Genomic DNA, 26,657 nt, shown 5'->3' with positions numbered 1-26,657 from the left:
TCGCCTCCTTTCCACAAAATGTGCAGGGGTGGTGCATTTTCTTCTAAGGCGGGACCACCAGCCGCCGGAGAAAATATTTCTTCATCGCTCCATCCCGCGGCTCTTTTTCTTTACCGGCTTCTTATCCGGCAAATTCCACTCTTCCCGAAACTCTGCCACACCTTTGGGATCAAATACCTTCAACTTCTCCAGATCAAAGGCAACGGCAGAATATTTTCCATAACCGGACTGCACCTGATAGGGAAGCACCTTCCCCAATTTGTTCTCTTTGATGAATCGCAGCAGGTCCTTGCTGATGTCACCGGAAATAAACGCCTCTCCGGGGTCCAGGGAATATCCCGGTAGGTTCACCGTCATATCTGCAAACGGTTCTGCTCCATCTTCTGTATGGGTAATCATGCCGATATAAAGCCGCTGATTATTCGCATACATCCCAAGTTGCAGCGATATGGTTTCTTCCCCATATTCCCACTTGAAGGGGACTTTCTTTTCCTCATTCATATCAGATTCCTCCTATCGTATCTGTTCTTTGTGGTCATAAAACAAATCTCCATTTCTGACCTTTGCATGGCTGAGAATCTTGATCTGCCCCTTTGCCTGACTGTCCAGAGCTTTTTCATAGCCTATATCTGACAAAAACAGGCGGGTTCGTTCTCCTTTCCAGCCCACCGGGGAGTCATTCGTCAGCACATCAAAAATAATCATGTGCCGGGTGTTCTCCGCAAATCGCTGAAGATCCATGTAGTCATGGCCGTGATAGTTCTGCGCCCCGGCTTTCTGACGCATTTCCTCCATCAGCTGACCGATTGTTTTTCCTTCCTGCATAAAACCCACTTCCTTTCTGTTCTTATAAGACCAGCAAGATCATCTCCCGCAGCTGAGCAAAATAGAGCTTGCCCTGGGGCGTGACCAGCGTGTAGGAACCGGTATGACCGTGGTTGCAGTAGTCTTTGACGCAAAACAGCCCTGCATTTTTCACATTGGCATAAGGCAGCACATTGCCGGATGCCGTGCGGTACACAAACCGCCGTTCTATCAGAAACCGAACAAACCGGCGCTCCGGGACATCCAACTCTTTGGCGGTAGTCCTGAGATTGGTGCTGTGCTTTAAGTCGATGAACAGGTCATAGAAAGCGGCTTTGCCCTCCAGCTGTGCATTTTCCTTACGCAGAGAAATATTCGCTTCACGCTCAGCCAACAAGTCTGAGCAGAGCTTCATCAGAGCCTCCGGGGAAGTGGCAACCTCCCACAGCTTCTCTTTTGTGAGATAGGCCCCGTGCTTACGAATAGTAGGCAGGACATCATCGAATACCCACTGTTCAAACCGCTCTGCCGATGGCAATTTGCTGTGAACGATCAGGCGGTACAAATCTCCTTCGGGGATAAAAGTCATACTGATTTTGCGGTCGGGGCTTTGTGGGTGAGGTGCGTCGCGTTTCACGACATACCTACAATGGCGGATAATTGCATCGCGGGGATTGCTGTACCCCAGCGCAGCGGCCACATCCGTTCCGCAGAACAGGTATTTGCCGTTTTCTTCGATGACCCGGATACTGCCAAACTCCGGGTTTTTGAAAATTTCCATCTGGTTCATGTCGTGCCTCCTTTGGCATGATAAAGGCGGCCTTTACCAGCCGCCTGCGTGCATATCGTGGTTGACCAATGAAGTGAAGTGATTGTTCATGGTGGTAGGCGCATTGAACAGCACTGCAAGCAGGTACTGCTTCATGTTGCGTACCTGGGTGGTATTCTTTTGCAGACAGTCCATGACAAACTCGATGTGGGAGCTGTCCAGTTTCAAAAAACGGGAACGCACGATCTCGTGAGGGAAGTCTGCCCCAGAGATCCGGGTGGTCTTTCGTTTGGCACAGACCGTTTCGACCAACAGCTCTACGATCTCATTTAGGTCATCCAGGTAGAGAGGATAACGCTGCTTCAAGCAGTCATACTCGATATTCTCCAAAATCAACTCCCGATAATTTTCTATCTCTGTGACAGACATCGCATCCCTTCCTTTCCGTTCCGGCGGTCTTGCCGCCGCTGTTTCCCGGAAGGGAATGGAATCGGTACTTGATCCATAAGTAATTGATTTTTCTGTATTTGATTTCTCTATATTTAATTCTGCGGGCTTTTCCATATCCGGTCTTACCATATCCGGGTTTTCCGTATCTGGTGAAGCCGTATCCGGCTGGGACATATCTGGCTGGGGCTGTTCATAGATGACATACTCGGTATCTGTAATCCGCCCACTTTTATCGCGTCTCTGATGGCGCACGATATATCCGGCTCCTTCCAGTTCACGCAGGGCAGCACCGATGGCATCCACGCCTTCCTTACAGATCTTTGCAAGGCCACGGGTAGTGTAATTCCAGTCCTCTGGCAAAGACAGCATCATGGAAAGCAGCCCCTTGGCTTTTAACGACAGATTTGCATTTCGTAAATGATGATTGCTCATCACGGTATAATCACGGGTCCGTTCAATGCGAAAAACGGCCATCGACCTCACTCCTTCCGAATTTTGGGTACAAAAAACCGCAATCCTCATTTCAAAGAATTGCGGTGTTCAGCGCTTTTCAAATTTTCTTGCATAGAACCAAAACAGCGGCTTTTGGGGACGCGCCTCTGTAAATGGCTCCTCCTGGGCGAAAGGAAGTGTTTGCATCACGCGGTCAATATCCGTTGAATCCATGTCATGCTGAGATCTGCAATCTTCCCGGATTGCTTCTTGAATTTCCTTTACCGTACACATAGTCATTCCTTTCCTTTCGTTGTATGGGTTTATGAGCGGCGGCGTTTTCCCGGTTTGAAATCGAGGATATGTCCCTCAATCACACGAGCGTAACGCTTGATTTTGATCTCCCGGCGCTGTTGGCTTTGCAGGGCGGTCTGATACCCGTCCTCAGTCAAAAACAACCGCATTTCATCTCCGCGGCTGCCGTAAGCAGTGCTGGGACGCAGGACGGAAAACTCGATCATCCAGCGGGTATTATCCCAAAACCTCTCTACGGCGAGAATGTTGTGTCCTTTCAGCTCACGGGCTGAAATATCCCTCATAGGCGGCTCCTTTCATCGTTCCTGGTCTCTCTGACGCTTTTTCTGCCATGCCTCCAGCAGCTTGATGATGGTTTCCTGCATCCGCTGGGGCGTGTAGCTTTTGGGGAAATACTTCCGCAAAGTGTCAGAGGTAAATGTCACTCGGTCCAGATCACTTTTCTTTTCCTCACCCATGATGACACGCATCATATCGAGGGTCAGATGCCCCTCTTGGCTGTATTTCTTGAGCCGCTGGGCTTGGGAAAGAGAAGGGGTAGCCTGTTCACTGTCCATCGCGTCCAGCAGGTCTACCTGTTCCTCCTTTTTGAGAAAGGACAACTCATAGGCAGGGTTCAGGGCAATCTTCTTTTCATCCACCATATCCATCAATTCAGGAATCAGCTCTGTCAGACGGATAAATCTCTTAATCTGTGATTTGCTATCTGGACTGTTCTCCGCGATTTTTTCTGCCGCAGTCAACTTCGGCCCAACTTGGGCCGAAGTTAAATCCGTCCTGGCTCCTTGGTGCTTAATGGCATCCAGCTTCATTTTATAAGCAAATGCTCTTTCACTGGGGAGCAGGCTTTCTCGTTGTAAATTGCTGTCAACCATAATGATTGTAGCGGCATCATCATCCAAATCCCGAACAATGACCGGCATGGTCTCCTTTTCTGCCAGTTCACTGGCTCTGTGCCGCCTGTGTCCGGCTACCAGCTCATAACCGCCCTCCGGGTCCGGTCGGGCAATGGCCGGAACCAGAACGCCATACTGCTTGATACTGTCAGCGGTCTCCATCATGGCTTCGTCATCCTTGACTTTGAATGGGTGGTTCTTGAACGGATGCAGTTCAGACAACGGAATTTCCTGAATCTTTTCCAGCTTTGCATCCTGGCGGCCTTCTTCGGTGGAGAACAGATCATCTACCGATGCCAGCTCTATTTTTTTCGCGCTGCTTTTCAAGTTTCAACACCTCCTTCGTCAGATTTTTGTAGCCCTCTGCCACCTTGCCGCCGGGATCATGGGCAAAAATGCTTTTTCCCTCGGCGCTGATTTCCTTTGCCCGGACAGAATGGGGAATCTCTGTGCCGAATACTTTGATCTTGCTGCCATAGGTCTCTCGCAAAAGTGCGGAAATCTCTTTGGCAAAGTTGGTTCGGCTGTCAACCATCGTCAGCAGGATACCGTCTATCTGGAGCTTGGGGTTGATCTGCCGCTTTACCTTGTTTACCGTGGAGAGCAGCTGTTCCAGCCCTTTGGCGGGCAGATACTCCGCCTGAACGGGAATTATGATCCTGTTTGCAGCGGCCAGCGCATTGACTGTGAGCATCCCAAGGGAGGGCTGGCAGTCGATGAGGATATGGGAGTATTGCCCCTTCAGCGTGTCCAGATATTGCCTCAAGATAGTCTCACGGCTCATGGCATTTACCAGGGATACCTCCATACCGGATAACTGGATGTCCGCAGGCATCAGGTCTACGCCCTCTGGGTGGTGCAGGATACCCTCGCCGGGACGAAGCAGCTCATCCATCAGGATACGCCCCATAGCGTCCGACAGCGTAAAGGGCAGCTTGTCCGGTTGTGGATTGCCCAGGCTGATAGTCAGGCTTCCTTGCGGATCTCCGTCGATCAGCAGGACTTTCTTTCCGGCCTGTGCCAAACCGATTCCAAGATTGGCACAGGTGGTGGTTTTGCCAACGCCGCCCTTCTGGTTGGCGATGGCGATGATTTGCGTGTTCATTGACTTCACCTCATTTCTGATTGTTGCTGTTGCTTCTGGAAATAGAAAAAGCCGCCACTCCAAAATAAAAAGTGAAGTGACGGCTCTTTCTATGGCCGGAATATGAGTTCCTGAAATGAAAAAAGCACCCAGTCATTTTACACTGAGTGCTGTATCAAATTCATATTCAATTATTCAAATTAGGTCAAACTATGCCAAACTGCCACAGCCAAAAACGAGGGGAAAGATGGCTGAAAAGTAGCCCCCAAAACACCCACAAAATCGGCTCTCGGTTAACCACTTTGGGCACCACTTGACCCTCTTTTTGCCCTCTTTTTGGCCGGTTAACCACTTGCGGACCACTAAAAATTGGGTGAAAACGGCTCTCGTTTTGCTAAATTTGGTCAAACTATATCAGCCCGTTTAGATATAGTAAAACCCCGGAAAACCTTGATTTTCCGGGGTTTTTGAACCATTTTGATACGGTTTGAACAGCAGATTATCTCTTGCTGAACTGAGGCGCGCGACGAGCTGCCTTGAGACCGTATTTCACGAAACCGAAGCTCAATTTTGCTTGATTTTACGCAGTTTTTCAAGCATTTTGCTCTTCGTCCACCAGTTCTTAAACCCACGATTTTGTAGGCTTTTGTCGGATTTTAACCCTAATCTTTTTTTGATGTGTCGATTGCTCTGTTAATCACCCCATGCAATTGGGCAGGTTTATTATACTTGACTTTGGCGTAAATGTCCATAGTCACCTTGCTGTTTTCGTGTCCGGCAAGATACTGTACGGTTTTAGGATCAACCGAAGCATAAATCAGGTTCGTGATATAAGTGTGACGTAATTGATGCGGTGTCACTTGGAAATCCATCGTATATACCAACTTCGGATTGTTCGGCTGATGCTCACCAAGCTTCGGCTGTACCACATGCTTAATCTTCTGCCCATTCACATAGGTGTAATAGCAGCGTTCTTCCGTAGAACGAACTGCTATGTACTTCCACACCCTCACGAACTGGGATTCAGCCAGAGCGTTACCATTCCTGTCCGAGATCACATATTCCGATTTTGACTTTTCTTTTGCCTCTTTCAAACATTCCACCAACTTGCCCGGAATTGGAATGTCCCTTTTGGCTGCTGGCGTTTTTAACTCTGTTGAAATTACCGGACGATTATTTACAGAACGCCATGCTCGCCTTACCGATATATATGGGGTGGCACCATCCAGGAAAACACAATCCCATCGCAGTGCAAGAATTTCTTCCCGCCTCAACCCTGCGTACAACCCAATCATTACGAAAACATACGGTGGTAATCCCCTGATTGTATCCAGAAGAATTTTCACCTGCTCATCCGTCAATGCCTTCTTTTCCTGCTTTGGTGTTCCGCCTTTTGCAGAAAGCGACGCAGCCGGATTATAACTGATGATTTTGCTTTCTTCTGCTGAATAGAAAACACATTTGATCAGCATATTCATTTTGCTGTACAGGGAAGCTGATTGCTTGGAGATTGGCACCAGCAGCAAGCGAAGGTCATCGGTCGTCACTTCGTCCATATACATATCTCCAATAGCTCCAATAATGTATTTTCTTATCGTGCGCTCATATCCACTCAATGTGTTTTCTCGCACACTCGCCGAGCGCATCTTCAACCATTTTTCACAATACTCAGCTACTGTCGGATTATTCTTTCGGAATATTTCATCCTCAATACTGCGCTTCATCTCAATGGATTTATCATACAGCTCTTCAGGAGTCTGTGCATATAGCGAAATCCATTTTCCATCCGCATCCTGCATTCGTGTTCTGTAATATTGAACGCCCCTCTTCATAATTGTTCCATATTCCGGCACTACTTTTTTTCTTGCCATTATTGCTTCCTCCATTTTCTTGATATATTCAAATTGATCTTTGCTCTTTAATTATCCAGAATGCTGCTCCGGTTCTCAAGGATGTCGGCTATATGTAAAAAGAGCAGGGATTATCCCTACTCTTTTTGATCTCATTCATGAAACTGTCTGGCCTATTCTGCATCCCACAGTGTAAAGGTATCCTCTAATATGCCCGCCAGTTCATCAGGCCGGTTATACTTTGCCTTTGCATAAATGTCCATCGTTATCTTGCTGTTCTCATGACCGGCAAGATATTGAACTGTTTTAGGATCAACCGATGCGTGAATAAGATTTGTAATATAAGTATGCCGCAGCAAATGTGGTGTCACTTCAAAGTCTAAGCTATAAACCACCTTTCCATTATGCGCAGCTCTTTCGCCCAGCACCGGTTTCACCGTATGCTTCACTCGTTTTCCATTCTCATAACGGTAGTAGCTCCGTTCCTTTACAGTTCTGGTCACAATATACTGCCAGAGCCTCTTAAACTGCGTATATGAAAGCGGTTCACCCTCGCTGTTCGCAACAACATAGTCTGATGTGGAAGTCTCCTTTGCTTCTCTCAGGCATTTCGTCAGGCAATCAGGAAGCGGTACATCTCGATGAGCAGCCTTTGTTTTCAGTTCAGACATTATTACCGGTCGATTGTGCTCTGTATGCCAAGCTCTGCACACTGTCAAATACGGTGCTGCTTCATCCAGAAAAACTGAATCCCACTGCAATGCAAGAATTTCTTCTCGCCGAAGCCCCGCATACAAACCAAGCATCACAAATACATACGGCGGCAGTCCTCTTATCGCATCCAGCAATCTCTCCACCTGATCATCAGTCAAAGGGTTTTTCTCTTTTTGAGGAACGCCTCCGTTCTTTCCAGACAAATAAATTGTAGGATTGTCCTGAATCACTTTGCTTTCTTTTGCCGCCGCAAAAATGCTCTTATAAAGTATATTAACCGATTTGTACACAGACGCTGATTTTTTGGATACCGGAACCAGTGCCAGACGAATATCATCTGCTGTAACATCTGCTATATTCATATGACCCAGAGGCTTTATAATATGCCGGTTTACTTTCGATGTGTAATCCGTCAAAGTAGTGGCTCTTACCTGTGCGGATTGTAACAACAGCCACTTTTCGCAATACTCCTTTACTGTGGGGGATGATCTGCGAAATGTATTATCCTCAATCTGCTCTCTCGCTTCGAGCACCTTATCATATAGTTCTTCACGGGTTCTACCATACAACGCCACCCGCTTTCCATCAGCATCCTCAATTCGAGTCCGGTAATATTCCTTACCCGCCATGATGACGGTTCCGTACTGAGGAATCGCATATCTTTTTCTTGCCATCTTCGACACCTCCAAACTTTTAGCTGATATATTCATTATTGCGAATAACCTGCCAATACTCAACGATGTCGAATTTCGCTCCTGACTGTTCTCTTCTTTCGGAAAGTCGGATTGTTATCCTTCGGCCTTGCACGGTGTGTAGACCTTGCAATATACTCCTGAAGTCCAACTTCAGTAAAATAAACACAGCCATTCTCAACATACTGAACGTAAGTGATCAACCCTTCCATTCTTGCATGATCCAAGGTGTCCAGGCTAATCCCCAACATCTCAGCGGCTTCTTTACGCTTAATCAATTTATCCACCATCAAAATTCACTTCCTTTCGGCATTTGCCTTGCCTTTTTTTCTCTGCCTGTTCCGGAATATAATATCCAAGCTGCACTTTCACAGCTTCATCAATTCCGCGCATCTGTCCCTTGCTTACCTTGCCGAGATACCGAATCACACAGGTCTTATCACATGTATCAAGCTGCTCCGCCAATACCATCGAAGATCTTGCCAGCCCTTTTGCCTTCCGAAGAAAATAATGTGTCGGCTGGTTTCTTTTCTTTTGTATCTTCGTTGTCAGAGGAGCAACCGTAATCGTCGGCGAATAAAAGTTGCCGACATCGTTCTGAAGAACCACTACCGGACGAACACCGCCCTGCTTTGATCCTATCGGAACACCAAGATTGGCAAGGTAAATATCTCCTCGCCGGTAAACCCAGTTTTCTTTCATCTGGTTGCCTCCAATCCCATAATCATCTATGGATAAAAGCTGACAGAAAATAATACAAATGCTTTATTCTGACAGCCTTTCTTAAAATATGGTTTCTCTGTACTTTTTCTTAGCACCCCAGAGATCGGGGATTTCTCACAAGCGGCAGTGTGCTTCACTGCTCCATTGGAATTTAACCATCCCGCCTTCTTTATGGCCGGACCGCGAATTACGGAAGTATCATTGTCCCTGACAGGCTTTTACACCACCGTCGGTTGCAATCCGACATTTGCTGCTGCGATTCCGCTTCGCCCCTGTTGGGCATCATGGCGTGCAGTCGAAGGCTCGTTCTGTCAGTAATGTACTTGGAGAATGAGTATTCAATTTTCATAGTTCATCAGCCTTGTTGCCTTAGCTGTAAAGTAAGTATAAAAGAATGCGGTTTTACATAACACGCCGGAAACTGCGACTTTGCCCACCTAATTTTGCGAGTTCACATCAGTGCTTCCTGAAGCTGCGTAATGGCATCCTGCACTTTCTTTTTCAACGCATCCACATCCTGTCTCTTGCCAATGATCAGATAATCCAGCGTTACTCCAAAGAATTCCGAAAACAAAATCATGTCATTATAAGATGCCGATATTACTCCGCGCTCAATTTTGGAAATGCGTTTTGCATCAATATCAATCGCCTCAGCCAGGGCCTCCTGCGTATACCCTTTTGATTTGCGTAATTCCTGAATTCTTGCTCCACATACATGCTGATCGTAATACATACGTTTCTCCTTCCGCACAGCCGGTACAGAACCGGATCGACGGAAGGTCAAAAAAAGAGCCGCATGACGGTGAAGAAAAAATCCTGTGCCGATAAAACAGAACATGGGTATCCCATAATTCTGTCTCATGCGGCATTCGGAAGACTTCGCCTATCAGCGGCTCCACAGCACAGCTATGACTTATAAAATTATGTTAATAGGGTTATTTATTGTCATCTCAACCATTCAAAGACGAATAGTAGAGCTGCAATCTCCGTAATCTTCTCATCTCCAAAACATTGAAGACGGTCTCGCGTCCGCAGGCCTTACATTTGGTCTGCACATGTCCTCTGGTATCCTCAAAGACGATGATTGAATTGTGTCGGCAATAAGGGCACCTGACAATCCTGGGCTTTTGCGAAGCAATCGCATCCTTTGCCCGGATGATTTTAATCTGCATTTCCGCAGATGGTTCCGATACTCTGATATTCCTGCTCATGGCCACACCTCCAATGGATCACGATATTCATAATCCTTTTTCCGGTTCAGATAGCCCAGTTGTTCCAAGCGGATAGCAGCTGCCGATCTCGAAACGCCAAAGACACCACAGAAAGTATCTATCTTCACCTGGTCTTTGTTATAAAAACGCCATCCATAACATGTCAGAGGCTTTCTGCTGTTGATGAACCACATCGCCCGATCCACTTCTAACTGGGGCATCAGGATGGCAGCTCCCAGCGAATTGGCCTGCCACTCGTTCCAATCTTCCTGCGTTCTCAGAACGCGGGAACCTTTTTTCCTCACTTCCGGTCTCTTATGGCAGGCTATCTTTCGGTCATCGGCATCCAGCTGAAACAATATCTGGTGAGCGCACTCATGTGCCAGCGTAAATCTGCGTTTTCCGCAGAGTTTCCGAATATTCTCTGGTTCAATGAAACTCTTGTCCAGAACCACATCATTAGTTTTCAGGAAGATGCTCCTCTGACTTCCATCAACCTCTATCTGATATTCTGTATCCACATACGCGGTCAGACCATAGATGCTTCCGTCCGAGGACAACTTTTGAAATGACACCTTCAGGTTCAGATAATCGGATGCAAACTGGTCAATGGGTGTCGGAAGCGCAAATCTTGCCGGATCATCTGCTTCGCTGCCGAAAAAGGACTTTTGAAAATCTCTTATCACTGCAACAGCGATTTCTTCTATTTTTTTCTGTGAAAGGATCATAGGCACTGCTCCTTTGCCTCAACGAACCATTTTTCATCTTCGTTGAACAGAAAACTCTCATGCCCACCGATCATGACCGTATAACGAATTCCGCAGCCGCCCACTTTCGTGGAAGAAGCTCGGCACTTATGCTTCAATCGGTCGATCTCATACACCCGTCCGTCAATCCATCGAATTAGGCGCGGGCGAATATTTCCCTCTGCATCCACATCTAAGTTCACAGGTACATATACTTTTCTACATTTCTGTTCCGACATATTCTACGCTCCTCCTCTGTAAACCGGCGAATGTGTTGACTTCTTTTAGCAAAGAACTCACCAGATTCTACCGGTGCTGTATTAACCAATCATTCCTGTCGGCATAACCAAATCCACTTTTCGCTCTGTCGGCATCTTGCTTTTCTGAAAAAGTACCCCATTTTTAATCGCATCTTTCCCGAATCGGAATCGAATCTGCTCAATCGCTGCGTCCAGCCGTTCCTGGCGATCCAGTGATTTCACGTCGGTGAATAGGTCGTATTGTATCGGACAATCCTCTTCAAACAGGTTGATTGCCCGAACCGTCACTGAACGAATCGGATGCTCCCACTGATAGTTCTTTGCAAACAGTGCAAATGCGGTTTTCGCCAGATAGGTAGGGCTTTGTGTCGGAATACCAATCCGGCACTGCCACTCTTTCGTGTAAAGCTCGTTGTTGCGGATGGAAATCGCTATTCCGCCAGCTTTCTTTTTATGTGCTCGCAGCTTGGTTCCGATCTCCTGCACCAGTTCCAGCATGACACACCAGACTTCGGCGTTATTCTCCAAATCCTGCATGGTCGTTATTCCGTGCCCAATGCTCTTTACTGGGGAGACATAATCGGAACGCATAACCGGCGAATCATCCAGTCCATTGGCATATTTCTTAATCGCCAGTCCATTCTTTCCAAGGCGGCACTTCAAGAAATCATCCGATGTTGCAGCAAGCTCTCCAATGGTATGAATCCCATAACCGGACAGAACCTTCTCGGTCGCTCTGCCGACTCCAAGCAAGTCAGAGGCGGGAAGACACCAAATCTTCTCCTGGAACGAATCTGCTTCGATGCAGGTAATCGCATCCGGCTTTTTCATATCCGACCCAAGCTTGGCAAAAATCTTATTGAAGCTCACTCCTGCGGAAATCGTAAGTCCCAATTCAAACTTAACCGTTCTGCGAATCTCATCTGCGATTTCAAATCCGGTTCCCATGCAGCCGCTTCCGGTCACATCCAGCCAGCATTCGTCCATCCCATACGGCTCGATCTGATCGGTATAGCGACCGTATATCCCACGAGCCAGCTTTGAAAACTTCATATATTGCTCATAGTGCGGCTCCACGATCACAAGATCCTGGCACTTCTGCTTTGCTTGCCAGATTGCCTCTCCCGTGGAAACGCCAAACGCCTTTGCTGCATAGTTCTTCGCAAGTACGATGCCATGCCGTTCCTCCACAGAACCGCACACTGCCACCGGCTTGTTCTTCAGTTCCGGGTTCAGCATACACTCGACAGAGGCATAGAAGTTATTCATATCACAATGAAGAATCACCCTTTGCATCCCGTATTCCTCCTCTCCGTTCGTGAAAGCACGAACAACTTTTCACGAACGCATTGACACACAGCATTTCTTGTGATACTATAATTACACGAATTGTATTTCGTGTTTCCATCGTCATTATAGCAAGCACAGTTTTTCGTGTCAATAGTTTTTTATGAAAAAGCGTTCGTGTTCGTAATCAAAAAAGAAAGAGGTATTCCTATGGTCTTCAAAGAAAGGTTGAAAGAAAAAAGAACAGAAGCCAATTTAACTCAGGTAGAACTTGCAGAGAAGGCCGGTGTAACCGCCCGCACAATTCAGAATTATGAGCTTGGCAGCCGTAAACCATCCAATATGGTTACGATCCAGAAGATCGCGGATGCGCTGAATACTACTACTGAGTATCTGCTGGGAAGCAGCGGCACCTATGTTGTAGAAGCCCATGAAAAAGGCGGCGCAAAAGCAGCGAAAGATATTGAAGAACTGGTCAGCGAAGTGACCGGTATGTTCGCTGGCGGCGAATTAAGCGAGGATGCCATCGAAGGAGCATATAAAGCTCTGACCGATGCCTACTGGATTGCCAAAGAGAACAATAAAAAATACGCCCCGAAAACGAGGCGTAAAAAAACCGATCAGTGATATTTATCGTACACACTTTTCGCTATACTGTAAACTGGAGGTGGTATGATGAATGCGGAACAGCTTTCACGGGTCGGTGAGAAACTGGTAAAACGCTGCGGTTCCAGAGACCCTTTTGAAATTGCAAGGCAGCTTGGTATCAATGTCATGCTTTGCGAAAATTTCGGTTCCCTGAAGGGAATGTACCGGGTGATTAAGCGAAATCGCTTTATTTTCCTGAATAACAGTCTGGATGAAAATATGCTGCGCATCGTGTGCGCACATGAATTAGGGCATGATCAGCTTCACCGGAATATGGCGAAAACCACCCCGATTCATGAGTTCATGCTCTACGATATGAAATCCAAACCGGAATATGAAGCGAACATCGTAGCAGCAGAGATTCTGATGGACAGCGATGAAGTCCTTCGTTACATCTATGAGTATGGATACACAGCCGAGCAGATTGCCAGTGCGATGTCCACCGACATCAATCTGGTTGCGCTGAAGGTAGCGCACCTGGCTACACTTGGCTATAATCTGCACGCGCTGGAACACAAGAGCAACTTTTTGAAATAACGTACCTTTGAGGAGTCTGGACTGGCTCCTCTTTTTTGTTGCACAAATTGTGCAGGCGGTGCTTGCACAATTATCAACCTAACATCTGCATTCCATACAATCTCGATATTGTCCTCCTGTTGTTCTGCGTTATGCTTTCTCCGTGCATTTTCGTATTATTTATTCTGCCATCTGACTTCGCCCTTGGACAGAAGCGGATAACAGATCAGCTGATCTGAATCCAGATTTTCCGCATGCATGTCAACCGCTGTGATCTGATGATTATCATAAGTCGTATAATAGTAAATACCTTTTGCTGTATTACAACAGGACGTGTATATCGTGATCTCATATTTGCCTTCTGTCACCTCACAGCATCCACGCTGCTGATCTACGGATCCTAAGATATGGAAGAACTGACTTACACTCTCATCCTCTTCTTCACCGGAGATCGAATTTAATTTTGTAAAGGCAACTTTCACAAATCTTGACTGGCTGGAAAGATCTCCAGGTATTCCCATTCCACCCATTCCTCTGCTATATGCATCAAGCTGTAATACTCCTGCAAAAGTACTCTCCGGCTGTTTTCTGGATACTCCGGCATAATTATTCAGTGCAAACATCTGACTCGGGAATGGTGGATTATTGGTAAGCACTCCTACCGGATTATCATATACATGCAGCCCATCTTTCATAGACTCAACAACGATACAGGAGTCTTTGTCTGCAATGATCCAGTGAAGCTGTGCTGTCGGCAGCTGTTCACTGAATGCTGTACCTGTCAGTCTCATTGCTGCCAGCTTCTCTCTCGCCTCTGCTACAGTAGCACACTGTGTAAGGATCCATGGGATGAACTCGAACTGTGCCACCTGGCTGACTTCTGTTTCATCTTCCGGCAAAGCCTCTTCATATGCCGCATTGCCGACAAAATTAAGACCTGCCATTCCAAGGCCTTTTTCATTAACAGCATCATAATAAAGCGGATAACCTTCTGCAACAAATGCCATTCCGATCAAAGCATAATGGCTTTTTATCTTCCCGGCAAACCGGAAATCAAATTCGTAATTTCTTGGCGTTATCGTGATCTGTTCCCCATAGGAAAATTCATAATCAAGCGTTCTGCCCATATAAAAATCTTTTGTTTTGTAAGTTGCTGCTGTACACATATCGAACACCTCTTCTTTCTGCTATAATAATCCTGCAAACAATCTCATAAACAACTGTCCGAGCCATAAATATGCACTCCGTCCTGTGCGGTACTTTTCGGTCACTTCCCTGCATTCATTCGAGGATTTTTCTTTACACAATAACTCCATATAATTACCGGAATCAGACAAAGCCGAAAAAAGAAAGAAGATTAGGAACCGTAATAATTCTATTCAAATTTTCTTCCTGATTCACTTCACTCTGCATGTACGGTCACCTCACTTTCCTTTTTTTTAGGCATAAACCAATAAAATATAACACAAAATGCTAAAGCAAACACAACACCAAAAACATTTTGACTCACTCTAAGACTAACCGCTCCTTGTAGTCCATATGTCTCTGCAGCAATGGCTAAAGCACCAAATGTGTTAAATACTGCCTGCCAGCCATATTGTGCTGAAAATCCTACACCGATTCCACCAAGAATTCCTATATATGCATAGATTGACGAAGGAAGCAGAAAATATAATACTGTAAAACATATAACACCTGCAATATTTCCGACAATCCTTTTACGGACTCTGTAGTGCATATCTTCCATAGACGGCAAAATCACGGACATGGCCGCAATACCAGCCCACATTGCACGTGGCATATTACAAAGTTCTGCAATGCAAAGGACAATCGGTACGCATAAAATCTGACATATCTGCCATTTTGTTCTGGAAGAAGTGATATCAAATTCTTGTATCAGATCTTTCAGATTTTTTTTATAAGTTCTGTTTTTATGATTTCGATAAAATACGAAGCAGGTAAGTGCTGCACCTAAAGCCATTCCGACTAATCGCATCTGATAGCTTTTTCCCGTAACATCATAACCATATAGCAGCAGATACCCAAGAACCAATGTAGATTGATTAAACATGGATGGATTATGGCATCCGAACAGAATCAACACAGCCAGTGCCGCAATATTTAACAGCATTCCCAATACCGGTGAAAACTGATTTGCTAAATGCGGACATACAGTCATAATTACAAAGAACAAAGCCAAAAGCATCGTAGATTGTCCGGTGTGGATCCCCAGATCCGCATTCCTAAACACCATGAGACATAATAAGACTACTACACCTACAATGCTGTTCTCATTTCCAAATAGGATGCTGAAAATACTAACAAAGAAAAAACAAAATGCCATTGTAGCAGCTATCTTCACCAGATATACCCACATATGATATAGTTTTTCTTTTAGTGTTTCACTCTTTTTCAACAGGTTTTTAGAACCTGCCTGATTTAACTGCAACTCCTGATAAAATGTCATATAAATCCTCTCATCTTCTAATTTATCTTAAAACTAGATAATCTCATCTTTCTGCTTTGGCAGCTCTATAACAAATCTGCATCCACCATATTCACGGTTTTCTGCTTTGATTGTTCCTCCGGCACTATCTACAATCCGTTTTACAAGTGCAAGACCTAGGCCATTTCCTTCTGCTTTATGAGATCCATCTACCTGATAGAACTTGTCAAATATTCTGGATTTTACATCATCCTCTATTCCTGGTCCTTCATCTTCCAGAATGAACTTAACAGAATCCTGTTCTTGTTTCAGAAACATCGTAATTGTCCCCTTTGAAGGGCTGAACTTAATCGCATTATCTAAAAGATTTATCCAGATATGCATAAAAAGTCCTTCATTCGCAGTATATTTAACTTCCTCCAATTCTACCTGAAAACCAATTTCTTTTTCTGTCCATTTTGTTTCCAATGAAAGAACTGCCTGGCGGATCTGTTCATCCAGACGATATTCTGTTTTTTTCATTGGTATATTCTGATTCTCTAACTTGGATAACAGCAAAATATTACCAACCAATCCGGAAAGTCTTTGGGTGTTAAATAAGATTTTTTCTACATATTCCTCTTGATCCGGAGACAGTTCTTCTCCCTGAAGCAGCATTGTATATCCTTCAATGGCATTAATCGGGGTCTTAAACTCATGAGAAACATCAGATACAAAATCCATCTGCAGCACCTCTGTTGCACGAAGTTCTTTTGTCATAACGTTAAAACTTTGATAAGATTCTCCAACTTCTGCTATACGGCTATTCGTTTCCAAATGCTGTTCAAAATCTCCCCGAGAAACTTCCTTCATTGCTTTACTAAGTCTTGTAATTGGTTCCAGTAACTTTGCATTAATAAAGGAAGTGATCAGCCCTGCAATCAATGTATTGAAAATCAAAAGCCAGCCAAGCACAGGTATGCTGCCCGGCAGATTAAAAAAATGATTCAAAAAAGCAAATAATAAAGCAGATATGACTGTTGAAAATACAAGTGCCAGCCAGATTGCACCAGTCAGACAGGATCGGATCCGCAATCCTTTTTCTTTCTTTTGTTCCATTATTTTTTCACCACCTTGTATCCAATTCCACGCATTGTTACGATTTCAAAATCAGGGTTATCTTTAAAACGCTCTCTGATTCTTCCTATATGTACCTCTATCGTATGTGGGTCTGCCTCCGTCTCGTATCCCCATACTTCATCCATCAACTGTTGTTTTGTAAATATTCTGCCTGGCGAAGCTGCAAGCTTATATAAAAGCAGGAATTCTTTTTTAGGCAAAACAAGACTTTCCTTATCAGTTGTAACCGTCATTGCATCATAATCAAACTCTGTTGAACCGATCACAATTTTGTGTTCATTCAGTATCTGTGCACGGCGAAGCAGTGCTCCGACTCTTAAAACCATTTCATTCACATTTACCGGTTTTACCATATAATCGTCACTTCCCGAAAGAAATCCCTGGCGCATATCATCAAAGGAACCTTTCGCAGTGATCATAAGCACTGGTATCTGATATCCTGCTGAGCGAAGTTCTGACACCAGTTCATAGCCATCCATAACCGGCATCATAATATCAGAAATGATCAGATCAATATATTCCTTAACCAATACTTCTAATGCCTCTGCTCCATCCGATGCACTTTTGACTTGATATCCATTCTTCTCAAGCACTTTTTGGAATAGCTGGCTTAATTCTTTATCATCTTCTACAATCAATATTTGAAACACGTTTTCCTTCCTCCTTATTAAAACAGATACCTTGCCCATCCAAGCAGATGCTGTACCAAAAATATTTTTCTCTGACGTTTCTTTGTTAATTCGATTGGCTCTACATGATATGGATCACGATAGGTTCCATCTTCCAATACCTGGCGGGACACTCTTTCATATTCCATCATGCCCTCTTCCAACTGTTTATTAATATCTTTACTGCGAATTACAAGCATCAGTTCCGTATCCAGATATGCACTTCTCATGTCCATATTAAAGGAACCGATTACAGACAGATCATCGTCAATCAGAATACTTTTTCCGTGGTATGAATAACCGCCTTCATATTCCCAGATATTAATTCCTGTACTTAAGATTCTATTTCTGTTTTTCGCATAATCGGCAGCCCCAAATGGATTCCCATTATTCGCAACTGAATTTGTCATGATAGAAAAATCTGAAACGTTCTCTGCAATCTCCTCCCATGTGTTATACATCATATCATTACAGATAATATATGGCGTGTGGATCTTCACACGATTTTTTGCATTTTTCATCAATTCTCCCAACTGATACCACACTACTGGTTCTTTGGAACCTGTGTGAATAGGATTTGACACTAATGCAATCTTTTCTGTCTCAAAAGTTTCGTCCGTGTAATCGGTATCGCAGATTCTTTCCTTATTCTCTTCAAAATATTTCTGATAGCCGTTCTGCAGCTCTAAAACTGCGTTCTTTACAGATTTTCTATTTGCCAGTTTTTTATTGTCATGAAAATAATCACTGTCTTCTTGTTCCCATATCGTTTCAAAATACTCTAACAACTGGTTAACTGAATTTTCTTTCTCAGGTTCATCGCAAACCACTAACACGTCTCTGTCATAGTTCTTATGTCCCGGAAAATCACCCAGGAAATAATTGTATGTATTTCTTCCCCCAAGAATATATCTCTTTCCATCTGCAATCAAATATTTATCATGCATTCTACCCATCATTTTCCACGGTTTCAACGGATTGGCCTTATTATACAGTTTAATTTCAACATTCTCATGGGAAGATAATCCATAGAAATACGGATTTCCTTCCATATCAATCCAGCTCTCCATTCCATCTACTAACAGACGAATATGTACACCTCTGTCTGCCGCATCATGCAGTGCTCCTAAGATCAATTTTCCACTTTCATCGGATTGAAATGCAAAAGTAGAAAGAATAATTTCCTTTTTTGCATTCTTGATCAAACGCACTCTTTGTAAAAGCGCTTCTGGATTCTTTTCTATGATTACTGCCCGTTCTGTATTTTCACTGCATTCGTTCCATGACCCATTTTTTGTTTCTTTTTTGGTTGTATTGGACACTTCCGGCTGCTTTTTATATGCAACGCAGATTCCGAGCAATTCATAAAAAGCCACACATAAAAAAATTGCCAGTATAACAAGAAGGATTTTACATATTTTATGCTTTTTCATTGTACATCACCTGATTCCTTTTTATTTCTTATTCTTATTCATTAGCAATACAATACAATGGAAAACTCAATTTAACCTCAACAAGGTTTGTTTTTTCATCCATGCAAAATCTTCTTTGTACAACAGACTGTTAGATATAGCAAAAACGGCCTTTCAAAAACAGTTAACTTCTAAATCAACTGTTTTTTGAAAGGTCGTTTCATCAGATTCTTATAGCAATCCAGCAAATAATCTCATAAATAATTGTCCCAGTCGCAAATATGCACTTCGTCCGGTTTGATATTGGTCTGTCACATCACGACATTCTCCCATCGTTCTTATCAGATCATTTTTTATTTCCACAACTGCCTGACAATCTGCCATAAAACAGCCGTTTTCAAAATGGTGATATAAACTTCGATAATCCAAATTAATTGTTCCACAAGTTGCCATACAGTCATCTGCCACACTCATTTTTGCATGACAGAAACCAGGAGTCCACTCATAAACACGAACACCATGTTTAACTAATCCATGATAAAAAGAACGAGTTACATTATAAATGAATTTTTTATCAGGGATACCAGGTGTGATAATTCTTACGTCTACCCCTCGCTTAGCAGCCAGACATAACGCATGCGTCATTTCATCTGTTATGATTAGATATGGAGTCATAAACCAACAATATTTTTCAGCTTTATTTATCATACTGATATAAACTTCTTCTCCGACCTGCTCATTATCCATAGGACTGTCTGCATAAGGCTGAACAAAACCTGTTTGCTGTGCTTTATAATCGTAATGAATAATGTATTTACTAAAATCAGTATCATTCGTAGCTTTTTCACTAACAGCATTCCACATTTCTAAAAATGTCACTGTAAGCGACTGAACAGCATCTCCTTCTAAACGAATACCTGTATCTTTCCACTGTCCATACGGGTGTGTGTAATTAAAATATTCGTTTGCTAGATTATATCCACCTGTAAATCCGACTTTTCCATCAATAACTGTTATTTTTCTATGATCACGATTGTTCAAAAACAGATTTAAACCTGGCATAAACGGATTGAATACACGGCAATGAATTCCTATTGCCTCCATTTTTTTCACAAAATCTGTGTTAATAAAGCCTATAGAACCCATATCATCGTAGAATACTCTAACTTCCACACCTGCTTTTACTCGCTCTTCCAGAACATCTTGAATCTTATGCCATGCTTCAGCGTCTTCTATCGCATGATATTCCATAAAGATAAACTTTTGTGCTTTCTCCAAATCCTTAAGCTGTGCCTCTAATCCTTTCACTGCTTCATCAAAATACACAATATCCGTATTCTGATAGATTGGATACTGCGAATTTCTTTGTATATAACTTGCAATATTTCCTGCCTTCGGAATCGTTTCGTTTATTCTGTTTAAGCACTCCTGATTATCGGAAAGCATTGGTAACAATTTGCTATCAATTTCTGCATATCGCTCACGCATTTTATGTGTGCCGCCATTCAAACCAATCAACAAATACAGGCCTACACCCATAATTGGGAAAATTAGAATTAAGATGACCCAAGGCATTTTCATAGAGGATGTCTTATCTGATGCATACAATCCCAAAACTAAAATTCCACTTAAAATCCTTGTAAATAGATTTATGATTTCTGCATATTCATTTAAGCGTGTTACAATAGTAATAATAAAAACTACTTCTAGAAGAATGCAGACTATGGAAAAACACAGCCGTTTTACCCCATTTTTTGTTTTTGCTTTGCCCTCTAAAGTATCTTGTTTCATATATATTCCGCCTTCCTACTTGCTCAGTTTTCTCCCTAAATTTCGTGGAACATACCAATTTTGTCTTTTATTCTCTGCATTTCATTATCTGCTTCAATGATAGCTTTTGCAGAATGAAGTAATTCTTCACTTATCTCATCATAGCCAGGCATTTCTTCAATTCCTTTTTTATAGCGAAGTTGATGTTCCAATGTTGCCCAGAAATCCATACCATTGGTTCGAATCTGTAATTCTACACGCATAGGTGTTTTACCCTTAGCAAAAAATACTGGTATTTCAACAATCATATGATAGCTTCGATAACCATTCGATTTTGGATTTTTTATATAATCTTTTATTTCAATAACTTTAATATCATCCTGTTGGGTAATCAAATCTGATATCATATAAATATCGTCAATAAACGCACAAACTATTCGAACGCCTGCTACATCATTGAGATATGTCTGTATATTTTCTGTTGTAAATTCATATCCCATCTTCTGCAGTTTATTGTAAATACTATTGGGCTTCTTAATTCTTGTTTTTATAAAAGAAATAGGATTTCGATTGTTCTCAACTGAAAATTCATCATCCAAAACCTCAAGCTTAGTTTGTATCTCCCGAATAGCACAACGATACATCATCATTAAATTATAAAATTTTGTAGCATTATTTAAAAACTGTAGTGATTCCGGACTGTTCATCCTGAGTTTTGTTACTTCATCTTTTGTCATGGAACTTTCCTTTCTACCTCATCCCTGATTTCAAAACATTATTTATTTTGATAGTTGATTCGTTCTCCTTGAATTACTGGATAACAAATCATTTTATCTTAAATTTTCTCTACAATCGCGTTTACATACAAGTCCGTCATATTTTCGCTCAATATATTATTCCGAATACTTCTTGAAATTCTCTGCTTGTTCCAAAACCTCTTTGTAAACATCATCAATGGTTACCGGAGGATAATCAAACTCATCCAGAAGCAAAATCAGGTCAACTTGCAAATTTTCATTTCGCCGCCTTCTGGGATGCAGCCACGAGTCGGAAGGCAGGACATATCATAGCATTTAGCGATGCAGCCTTTTGACAATGTTCGAGTTGGATTCACATTAGCAATTTCGCTGAGAGTGCAATCAGGCATTCCATCCCGAAGGAAGAGTTCATCAAAAAGAGCCTGTGTTTGCGCCTCTAAATTATCATTTTCCGATCTTTTTAAAGCAATGCGGTCGGTGATTGCACGGTAGGACTCGACGATTTCACATTGTCTCGCGTAGGAAGGAACAGGGAGCTTTATACGGCAAAAATCATCCCATGTAATTCCGCCTCGAACACTGCCGTCCGTCATGAACCAGCACTCGCGATCAAACTCCGGTCTGCGAAACCACATCATCAAATACTCTTCATTCAAGATGTCGCGATCAATAATCTCAAACATGAAATATGCCGGAGATACTATTGCGGGGCTACCTTTCTCATAGAGCGCAATCGGAAGACGTTCATCGCGTCCAACGTGCATTGGGTTACAGGCAAACAGTCCCTTGCTGATTAGCTTATACCGGCTCAAATCTGTGCCAATTACATTTGCGACGGAAGGTATAAACTCTTTGTCGATGCTTATGCCAAGAACAGTGCTGGTGACTTCCTCGGAGTTCCGATAATCAACAAGCTGAATATGTTTACCAAGGGGTTCATAATTCGATTTCATAGCCCAGCTCCTTAAACACGGTCAACAGGTCAGCCTTCGACTTCTCTTCTGCAACAAGCAGATCACGAAGCTCGCTTTGCAGCATCTTCATTTTCGTATCAAAGTCGATATTCTCATCACGGTTTACAAACTCAATGTAACGGCTCGGAACAAGGGTAAAACCCTTCTCTGCAACCTCATCAAAAGATGCGCTGTAACAAAACTCAGGCACATTCTGATAAGTTTCTTCATAGCCTTCCTGCTGCCATGCGTGGTAGACGCTCGTGACCTTCGCACGGTCTTCTTCTGTCAGTTCAATGTACTTCTTTTCATAGGGGCTTCCCATTTGCCGCAAGTCCATGAAAAGAATCTCCCTCTCACGGTTACGGAAGCGTTTTACCTCGCTATTTTCTTCAACCACACGAGCCTTTTTGTTCTTATTCAGAATCCAAAGCGTAACGCTGATGTCAGTGGTGTAGAAGAGGTTTCGGGGAAGGATGATGATTGCTTCAACGAGATTGTTCTCGATGAGCTGACGGCGGATTTTCAGCTCTGTGCCATCGTCAGAGAGTGCACCGTTTGCAAGCAGGAACCCAGCAACACCGTTCTGAGATAGCTTTGAAACGATGTTCAGAATCCAGCCATAGTTTGCATTGCTCGTGGGTGGAACTTCATAGCCGTCCCAGCGCGGATCATCAGTCAGCTCATTATCACCACGCCATTCTTTCTGGTTAAAAGGCGGGTTTGCCATAATGTAATCTGCCTTGAGGTCCTTGTGCTGGTCATTGGTGAATGTGTTCGCTGCCATTTCTCCAAGGTTTGCAGAGATGCCGCGGATAGCCAGATTCATTTTGCACAGCTTATACGTTGTGTTTGTATACTCCTGACCGTAGATAGAGACCTTCTTCTTGTTGCCGTGATGTGCCTCCACGAACTTCATTGACTGCACAAACATACCGCCAGAACCGCAGCAAGGGTCATAGAGAATGCCATCATATGGTTCAATCATTTCTGCAATCAAATTGACAATGCACTTCGGCGTATAGAACTCGCCCTTGCCTTTGCCTTCCGCAAGTGCAAACTTGCTCAGGAAGTATTCGTAAACCCGCCCGATAATGTCATTCTCTTTATCGCCCGTGTTGATCTTATCAATCTCGTCCAGCAGTGATGCCAGCTTTGCTGTGTCGATGTGAAGACGTGAGTAGTAGTTGTCCGGCAGTGCGCCTTTCAGTGCGGGATTCGCTTTCTCAATCGTATAGAGGGCGGTGTCAATTTTTAACGCAATGTCATCCTGTTTCGCATTCTCCATGATAAAAGACCAACGGCTGATCTCAGGCAGGAAGAACACGTTGTCCTTCGTATAGAAGGCAACATTGTCAACAAACTTCTCACCGTATTTTTCAGAAATAGCTTTCCTTTGTGCCTCAAACTTATCACTGGCAAACTTCAAGAAGAAAAGACTGAGAACGACGTGTTTGTATTCTGCTGGCTCAACAGAACCACGGAGTTTATCTGCGGACTTCCACAGAGCTTCCTCCATAGAAATTTCTTTCTTAGGTTTAGATGCAGCTCGCGCCATATTGATTTCTCCAATTCATTTTAATATATCTCGCATTCATATACACTACTTTGTAAATATCAGTTTTCGAGGTTTTTGCATAATAATCCAGTTAATATTATAGACTTATCAGCGAACAAAGTCAATTTAGAACCACTCTTCTGCAAGCAGGGCTTTCGTGACACGAAAGCGATTTTCTGCTTGTTGGGGAATCTCCCCAATCCCCATAGAACGCTGCCTGCGGCATCGAGCTGCGCATCCGTTCCGGATGCTTTAACGGCAGTTCCTGCCAAAGAAAAAAGCCCGGTGCAGCATGAGCATTACGCCCACATTGCACCGGACAATCCATCATCGACTGCTTTGTCTATTTTCTTCTTCCTGCCGAACTTCCTGCTCATGCAACTGCTCTTTTTTCTGCTCGTCCTCTTTCAGGATTTCCTGCACAATCTTCTGCGCCACAAGCCAATCCTGCATTTCCGATTTGGTCTTGCGATACTCTGCATAGGAGCTTTTCTTTCGTTCCAGAAGCATCGCATACTCTGCGTTCAGCTCGCTGATGCGTGGAAGCTTTTTGTCAGAACCGTTCTCTTTCTTATAGGCATCAAACGCTTTTTTCGCTGCGCTGCGCAAGGCCAGCGTATTCCGATGGGCTTCATAGAACTCCCGATTGTAGCCGGATGCTTTATACGCGGCAAAAACATCTTTTGTCTTGGCATAATTGATTAGATGCTTCCGCAGCACCGACACTTCCGACATCCGTGCCTCATCCGCCTTTACAGATTCCAGCAGCGCATCGCATTTTTCAGAAATTCCATCCGCCTTTTCCTTCAGCTCTGCATAGCTCTTGATTCCATGCTCTTCCATGAACATCATGGCTTTTGCCATCTGCTTCAGATTGAATACTTTCGCCCAACGCGCATATCCCGCGCCTTTGCCTGCTTGCATTTTGGCACGGACATCAATAAGGAACGACAGCTCTGCCTTTTGATGCACCTGTGCTGACCTTGCGCTTGTGCGGGTTTTCTCTGCAAATTTGCTTTTATGAACCACATTCCCAGCAATCACTTCGCAGAGTTCTTCGACCGAATATCCTTTGCCAAGAGAGCGGAAGCGGGCAAATCTGGCATGGCCTTTTCCCCGCAGTGCAGGCTGTTTTCCATCTTTATACTCGTACCCTGCTTCCTGCAAAATTCCAATCAGTTCCCGGAAGTCTTTCGGTTTTCTTGCCAATGCTGCATCAATGGCCTCGCAGATTTCATCCCGCTGCGATTTTTTCACCGGGTATTCCGTTCTCTTCTGCCGCTCTCCATAGGGCTTCCGGATAATGACCGACAACCGGTGTTCCAGACAGACGATATCACTGAGCCTTGCCAGTGCAAGACCGGATAAGCGAAAATCTCGGAATTTTCTGGTGCTGTCTAATGTAGTCGAATTAAAAATAATGTGGTTATGAATGTGCGCACGATCAACATGGGTAGCCACGATAAAGGCATGTTTTCCCTTAGTAAAGCGCATGGCCGTCTCATATCCAACCTTGTTCGCCTCCTCCGGCGTGATTTCTCCGGGCTTAAAAGATTGCCGAATCTGATATGCAATCACATCATGCGCCTGGGTTCTACCGGTGATATGCTCATACTGCCGTTTGGAAAGCAGAAATTCTTCATCACAGGTCTTTGCGTCACAGGCATACGCGCTGATATATTTTCCATCTTCCGTCTTTGCTGCATTCTCAGTATAAGCAGTACGGTCAGCCAGACACTGCGCCACCGTCTTTCCTTTATTAATATGCAGCGCAATTAGTCTTGTAGCCGCCATTTTCATATTTCTCCATCTAAAAAGAGCTACCCGAAGGCAGCTCTTACCAATCTACTATTCTCATTTTAACATCCGTTCCCGGTCATAAGCTCCCTGCAAATAAACGGCCTGCTTGATGATTTCTTCCATATCGAAATAGACACACATAATGCTTTCGTACAGCTTCCACACATTAGATTCGCTGCCGCCCACCATTTCCATCAGCTGGTCTTCCATCTTCGATTGCTCAGACTGTTTTTCCTGATAAGCAGTCTCTTCCACAAAATGATTCTCTCCATCTGTTTCCTCGTACCGTAAATCATAATAATCTTTCATAAACTGAATATCCATCAAATCCCTCCTGAACTCAAATTGCCAAAACATCCTCTACACGCTCGCATAGCCGCTCCATCAGTTCCATGATGCCGCCCGCACCAACCGCAGCTGCGAACAACCCCATCTCAATCAGGGTCAGCAGGAACACATCCGTCCAGCTCGCCCGAACCACCGAATAGATGCCGCAGCCAAGAACGAACAGCATAACCGGCGAAAGCACCCACAGGGATAGCTGCATCAGCAGATTCCAGATAAAGCATAGAAATCGCAGCAGAAACGCAACCGGCAGCAACAGGATTTTCAGCACCAGCTTCAACAAAAAACATACGATCTTCATGGATTTCACCCCTTCGTTTTTCTTTTCATCTTCATTTTATCGTACCTGCTTGCCAAACACCACGATGTCAACAGGTAGACCAAAAAATATGTAACGGCACAGACAGTTTCATCTGTGCCATGTGCTACAG

32 protein-coding genes are annotated in these 26,657 nt (G+C 43.9%); 2 read left to right on the top strand and 30 right to left on the bottom strand.

What is annotated here, in order from left to right:
* Positions 1 to 81: 81 nt before the first annotated feature.
* From KJS44_RS02115 to KJS44_RS02035, 17 genes are all read right to left on the bottom strand, one after another.
* Positions 82 to 501 (bottom strand): DUF4313 domain-containing protein, encoded by a 420-nt coding sequence (locus KJS44_RS02115; RefSeq protein ID WP_006775630.1) that lies wholly within the window; start codon positions 499 to 501, stop codon positions 82 to 84.
* Between the two features lie 12 nt (positions 502 to 513).
* Positions 514 to 825 (bottom strand): DUF5720 family protein, encoded by a 312-nt coding sequence (locus KJS44_RS02110; RefSeq protein WP_006775629.1) that lies wholly within the window; start codon positions 823 to 825, stop codon positions 514 to 516.
* 22 nt (positions 826 to 847) lie between these two features.
* A complete protein-coding gene (locus tag KJS44_RS02105) occupies positions 848 to 1,594 on the bottom strand; it encodes a BRO family protein (RefSeq protein WP_110104042.1) in 747 nt (248 codons plus the stop codon).
* Between the two features lie 33 nt (positions 1,595 to 1,627).
* Positions 1,628 to 2,497 carry a DUF6017 domain-containing protein gene (locus KJS44_RS02100; RefSeq protein WP_110104043.1) on the bottom strand — a complete coding sequence of 290 codons (870 nt, stop codon included), beginning with the start codon at positions 2,495 to 2,497 and terminating at the stop codon, positions 1,628 to 1,630.
* Positions 2,498 to 2,563: 66 nt separating this feature from the next.
* A complete protein-coding gene (locus KJS44_RS02095; protein ID WP_110104044.1) occupies positions 2,564 to 2,749 on the bottom strand; it encodes a hypothetical protein in 186 nt (61 codons plus the stop codon).
* Positions 2,750 to 2,778: 29 nt separating this feature from the next.
* Complete coding sequence (locus tag KJS44_RS02090; protein ID WP_110104045.1) at positions 2,779 to 3,054, bottom strand: DUF5720 family protein; 276 nt, start codon at positions 3,052 to 3,054, stop codon at positions 2,779 to 2,781.
* Positions 3,055 to 3,066: 12 nt separating this feature from the next.
* Positions 3,067 to 3,993, bottom strand: coding sequence for a ParB/RepB/Spo0J family partition protein (locus KJS44_RS02085; RefSeq protein ID WP_062807364.1), 927 nt, complete (start codon positions 3,991 to 3,993; stop codon positions 3,067 to 3,069).
* Complete coding sequence (locus KJS44_RS02080; protein WP_213540175.1) at positions 3,950 to 4,771, bottom strand: ParA family protein; 822 nt, start codon at positions 4,769 to 4,771, stop codon at positions 3,950 to 3,952. Before KJS44_RS02080 ends, KJS44_RS02085 begins: the two co-directional genes overlap by 44 nt.
* A gap of 641 nt (positions 4,772 to 5,412) precedes the next feature.
* Positions 5,413 to 6,621 carry a tyrosine-type recombinase/integrase gene (locus KJS44_RS02075; RefSeq protein WP_117965622.1) on the bottom strand — a complete coding sequence of 403 codons (1,209 nt, stop codon included), beginning with the start codon at positions 6,619 to 6,621 and terminating at the stop codon, positions 5,413 to 5,415.
* A gap of 152 nt (positions 6,622 to 6,773) precedes the next feature.
* The gene (locus KJS44_RS02070; RefSeq protein ID WP_178004994.1) at positions 6,774 to 7,988 is read right to left on the bottom strand and encodes a tyrosine-type recombinase/integrase; all 1,215 of its coding nucleotides are present in this window, start codon (positions 7,986 to 7,988) and stop codon (positions 6,774 to 6,776) included.
* 59 nt (positions 7,989 to 8,047) lie between these two features.
* Entirely contained in the window at positions 8,048 to 8,296 is a 249-nt protein-coding gene (locus tag KJS44_RS02065; RefSeq protein WP_207758530.1) for a DNA-binding protein, read from the bottom strand.
* On the bottom strand, positions 8,286 to 8,708 hold the full coding sequence (locus KJS44_RS02060) for a type II toxin-antitoxin system PemK/MazF family toxin (RefSeq protein WP_117965625.1): 423 nt from the start codon (positions 8,706 to 8,708) through the stop codon (positions 8,286 to 8,288). Before KJS44_RS02060 ends, KJS44_RS02065 begins: the two co-directional genes overlap by 11 nt.
* Positions 8,709 to 9,180: 472 nt before the next feature.
* Entirely contained in the window at positions 9,181 to 9,462 is a 282-nt protein-coding gene (locus tag KJS44_RS02055; RefSeq protein ID WP_158579098.1) for a helix-turn-helix domain-containing protein, read from the bottom strand.
* 217 nt (positions 9,463 to 9,679) lie between these two features.
* The gene (locus tag KJS44_RS02050) at positions 9,680 to 9,940 is read right to left on the bottom strand and encodes a hypothetical protein (RefSeq protein WP_008396552.1); all 261 of its coding nucleotides are present in this window, start codon (positions 9,938 to 9,940) and stop codon (positions 9,680 to 9,682) included.
* Positions 9,937 to 10,668 carry an ImmA/IrrE family metallo-endopeptidase gene (locus KJS44_RS02045; RefSeq protein ID WP_008396551.1) on the bottom strand — a complete coding sequence of 244 codons (732 nt, stop codon included), beginning with the start codon at positions 10,666 to 10,668 and terminating at the stop codon, positions 9,937 to 9,939. The genes KJS44_RS02050 and KJS44_RS02045 overlap by 4 nt, the downstream gene beginning before the upstream one ends.
* On the bottom strand, positions 10,665 to 10,925 hold the full coding sequence (locus tag KJS44_RS02040) for a hypothetical protein (RefSeq protein ID WP_008396548.1): 261 nt from the start codon (positions 10,923 to 10,925) through the stop codon (positions 10,665 to 10,667). Before KJS44_RS02040 ends, KJS44_RS02045 begins: the two co-directional genes overlap by 4 nt.
* A gap of 81 nt (positions 10,926 to 11,006) precedes the next feature.
* Positions 11,007 to 12,242, bottom strand: a complete 1,236-nt coding sequence (locus KJS44_RS02035; protein ID WP_008396547.1) for a DNA polymerase Y family protein — start codon at positions 12,240 to 12,242, stop codon at positions 11,007 to 11,009.
* Positions 12,243 to 12,443: 201 nt separating this feature from the next.
* Between KJS44_RS02035 and KJS44_RS02030 the strand changes: the two genes are divergently transcribed.
* Both KJS44_RS02030 and KJS44_RS02025 read left to right on the top strand, forming a co-directional pair.
* The gene (locus KJS44_RS02030) at positions 12,444 to 12,860 is read left to right on the top strand and encodes a helix-turn-helix domain-containing protein (RefSeq protein ID WP_181985606.1); all 417 of its coding nucleotides are present in this window, start codon (positions 12,444 to 12,446) and stop codon (positions 12,858 to 12,860) included.
* Between the two features lie 48 nt (positions 12,861 to 12,908).
* Positions 12,909 to 13,418, top strand: coding sequence for an ImmA/IrrE family metallo-endopeptidase (locus KJS44_RS02025; protein ID WP_002576373.1), 510 nt, complete (start codon positions 12,909 to 12,911; stop codon positions 13,416 to 13,418).
* 155 nt (positions 13,419 to 13,573) lie between these two features.
* Here the strand turns inward: KJS44_RS02025 and bsh are convergent, their stop codons facing one another.
* From bsh to KJS44_RS01955, 13 genes are all read right to left on the bottom strand, one after another.
* Entirely contained in the window at positions 13,574 to 14,563 is a 990-nt protein-coding gene (bsh, locus tag KJS44_RS02020; RefSeq protein ID WP_008396540.1) for a choloylglycine hydrolase, read from the bottom strand.
* A 236-nt stretch (positions 14,564 to 14,799) separates the two neighbouring features.
* Complete coding sequence (locus tag KJS44_RS02010) at positions 14,800 to 15,864, bottom strand: FUSC family protein (RefSeq protein ID WP_213540174.1); 1,065 nt, start codon at positions 15,862 to 15,864, stop codon at positions 14,800 to 14,802.
* A 33-nt stretch (positions 15,865 to 15,897) separates the two neighbouring features.
* On the bottom strand, positions 15,898 to 16,941 hold the full coding sequence (locus KJS44_RS02005; RefSeq protein WP_005929825.1) for a HAMP domain-containing sensor histidine kinase: 1,044 nt from the start codon (positions 16,939 to 16,941) through the stop codon (positions 15,898 to 15,900).
* Positions 16,941 to 17,612, bottom strand: coding sequence for a response regulator transcription factor (locus KJS44_RS02000; RefSeq protein ID WP_368042499.1), 672 nt, complete (start codon positions 17,610 to 17,612; stop codon positions 16,941 to 16,943). Before KJS44_RS02000 ends, KJS44_RS02005 begins: the two co-directional genes overlap by 1 nt.
* A 17-nt stretch (positions 17,613 to 17,629) precedes the next feature.
* A complete protein-coding gene (locus KJS44_RS01995; RefSeq protein WP_008396524.1) occupies positions 17,630 to 19,063 on the bottom strand; it encodes a phospholipase D family protein in 1,434 nt (477 codons plus the stop codon).
* A 210-nt stretch (positions 19,064 to 19,273) separates the two neighbouring features.
* Positions 19,274 to 20,833: a cardiolipin synthase gene (gene cls, locus KJS44_RS01990; RefSeq protein ID WP_008396523.1), complete on the bottom strand. Its 1,560-nt coding sequence runs from the start codon at positions 20,831 to 20,833 to the stop codon at positions 19,274 to 19,276.
* 35 nt (positions 20,834 to 20,868) lie between these two features.
* Positions 20,869 to 21,549, bottom strand: a complete 681-nt coding sequence (locus KJS44_RS01985; RefSeq protein WP_213540173.1) for a GTP pyrophosphokinase — start codon at positions 21,547 to 21,549, stop codon at positions 20,869 to 20,871.
* Between the two features lie 156 nt (positions 21,550 to 21,705).
* Positions 21,706 to 21,804, bottom strand: a complete 99-nt coding sequence (locus tag KJS44_RS14730; protein WP_420844688.1) for a hypothetical protein — start codon at positions 21,802 to 21,804, stop codon at positions 21,706 to 21,708.
* 2 nt (positions 21,805 to 21,806) lie between these two features.
* Positions 21,807 to 22,523: a restriction endonuclease subunit S gene (locus KJS44_RS01975; RefSeq protein ID WP_213540171.1), complete on the bottom strand. Its 717-nt coding sequence runs from the start codon at positions 22,521 to 22,523 to the stop codon at positions 21,807 to 21,809.
* The gene (locus KJS44_RS01970; RefSeq protein WP_117526376.1) at positions 22,507 to 24,081 is read right to left on the bottom strand and encodes a type I restriction-modification system subunit M; all 1,575 of its coding nucleotides are present in this window, start codon (positions 24,079 to 24,081) and stop codon (positions 22,507 to 22,509) included. The genes KJS44_RS01975 and KJS44_RS01970 overlap by 17 nt, the downstream gene beginning before the upstream one ends.
* Positions 24,082 to 24,408: 327 nt before the next feature.
* Positions 24,409 to 25,881, bottom strand: coding sequence for a relaxase/mobilization nuclease domain-containing protein (locus KJS44_RS01965; protein ID WP_244976551.1), 1,473 nt, complete (start codon positions 25,879 to 25,881; stop codon positions 24,409 to 24,411).
* A 54-nt stretch (positions 25,882 to 25,935) separates the two neighbouring features.
* Positions 25,936 to 26,205 carry a hypothetical protein gene (locus KJS44_RS01960; protein ID WP_008396502.1) on the bottom strand — a complete coding sequence of 90 codons (270 nt, stop codon included), beginning with the start codon at positions 26,203 to 26,205 and terminating at the stop codon, positions 25,936 to 25,938.
* A 16-nt stretch (positions 26,206 to 26,221) separates the two neighbouring features.
* Complete coding sequence (locus KJS44_RS01955) at positions 26,222 to 26,527, bottom strand: hypothetical protein (RefSeq protein WP_156703600.1); 306 nt, start codon at positions 26,525 to 26,527, stop codon at positions 26,222 to 26,224.
* Positions 26,528 to 26,657: the final 130 nt, after the last annotated feature.

The organism is Longicatena caecimuris (assembly GCF_018406465.1).
GTDB lineage: Bacteria > Bacillota_I > Bacilli_A > Erysipelotrichales > Erysipelotrichaceae > Longicatena > Longicatena caecimuris.
Note: the sequence above shows the minus strand (reverse complement) of the source record. Positions and strands in the feature narration are given on the sequence as shown.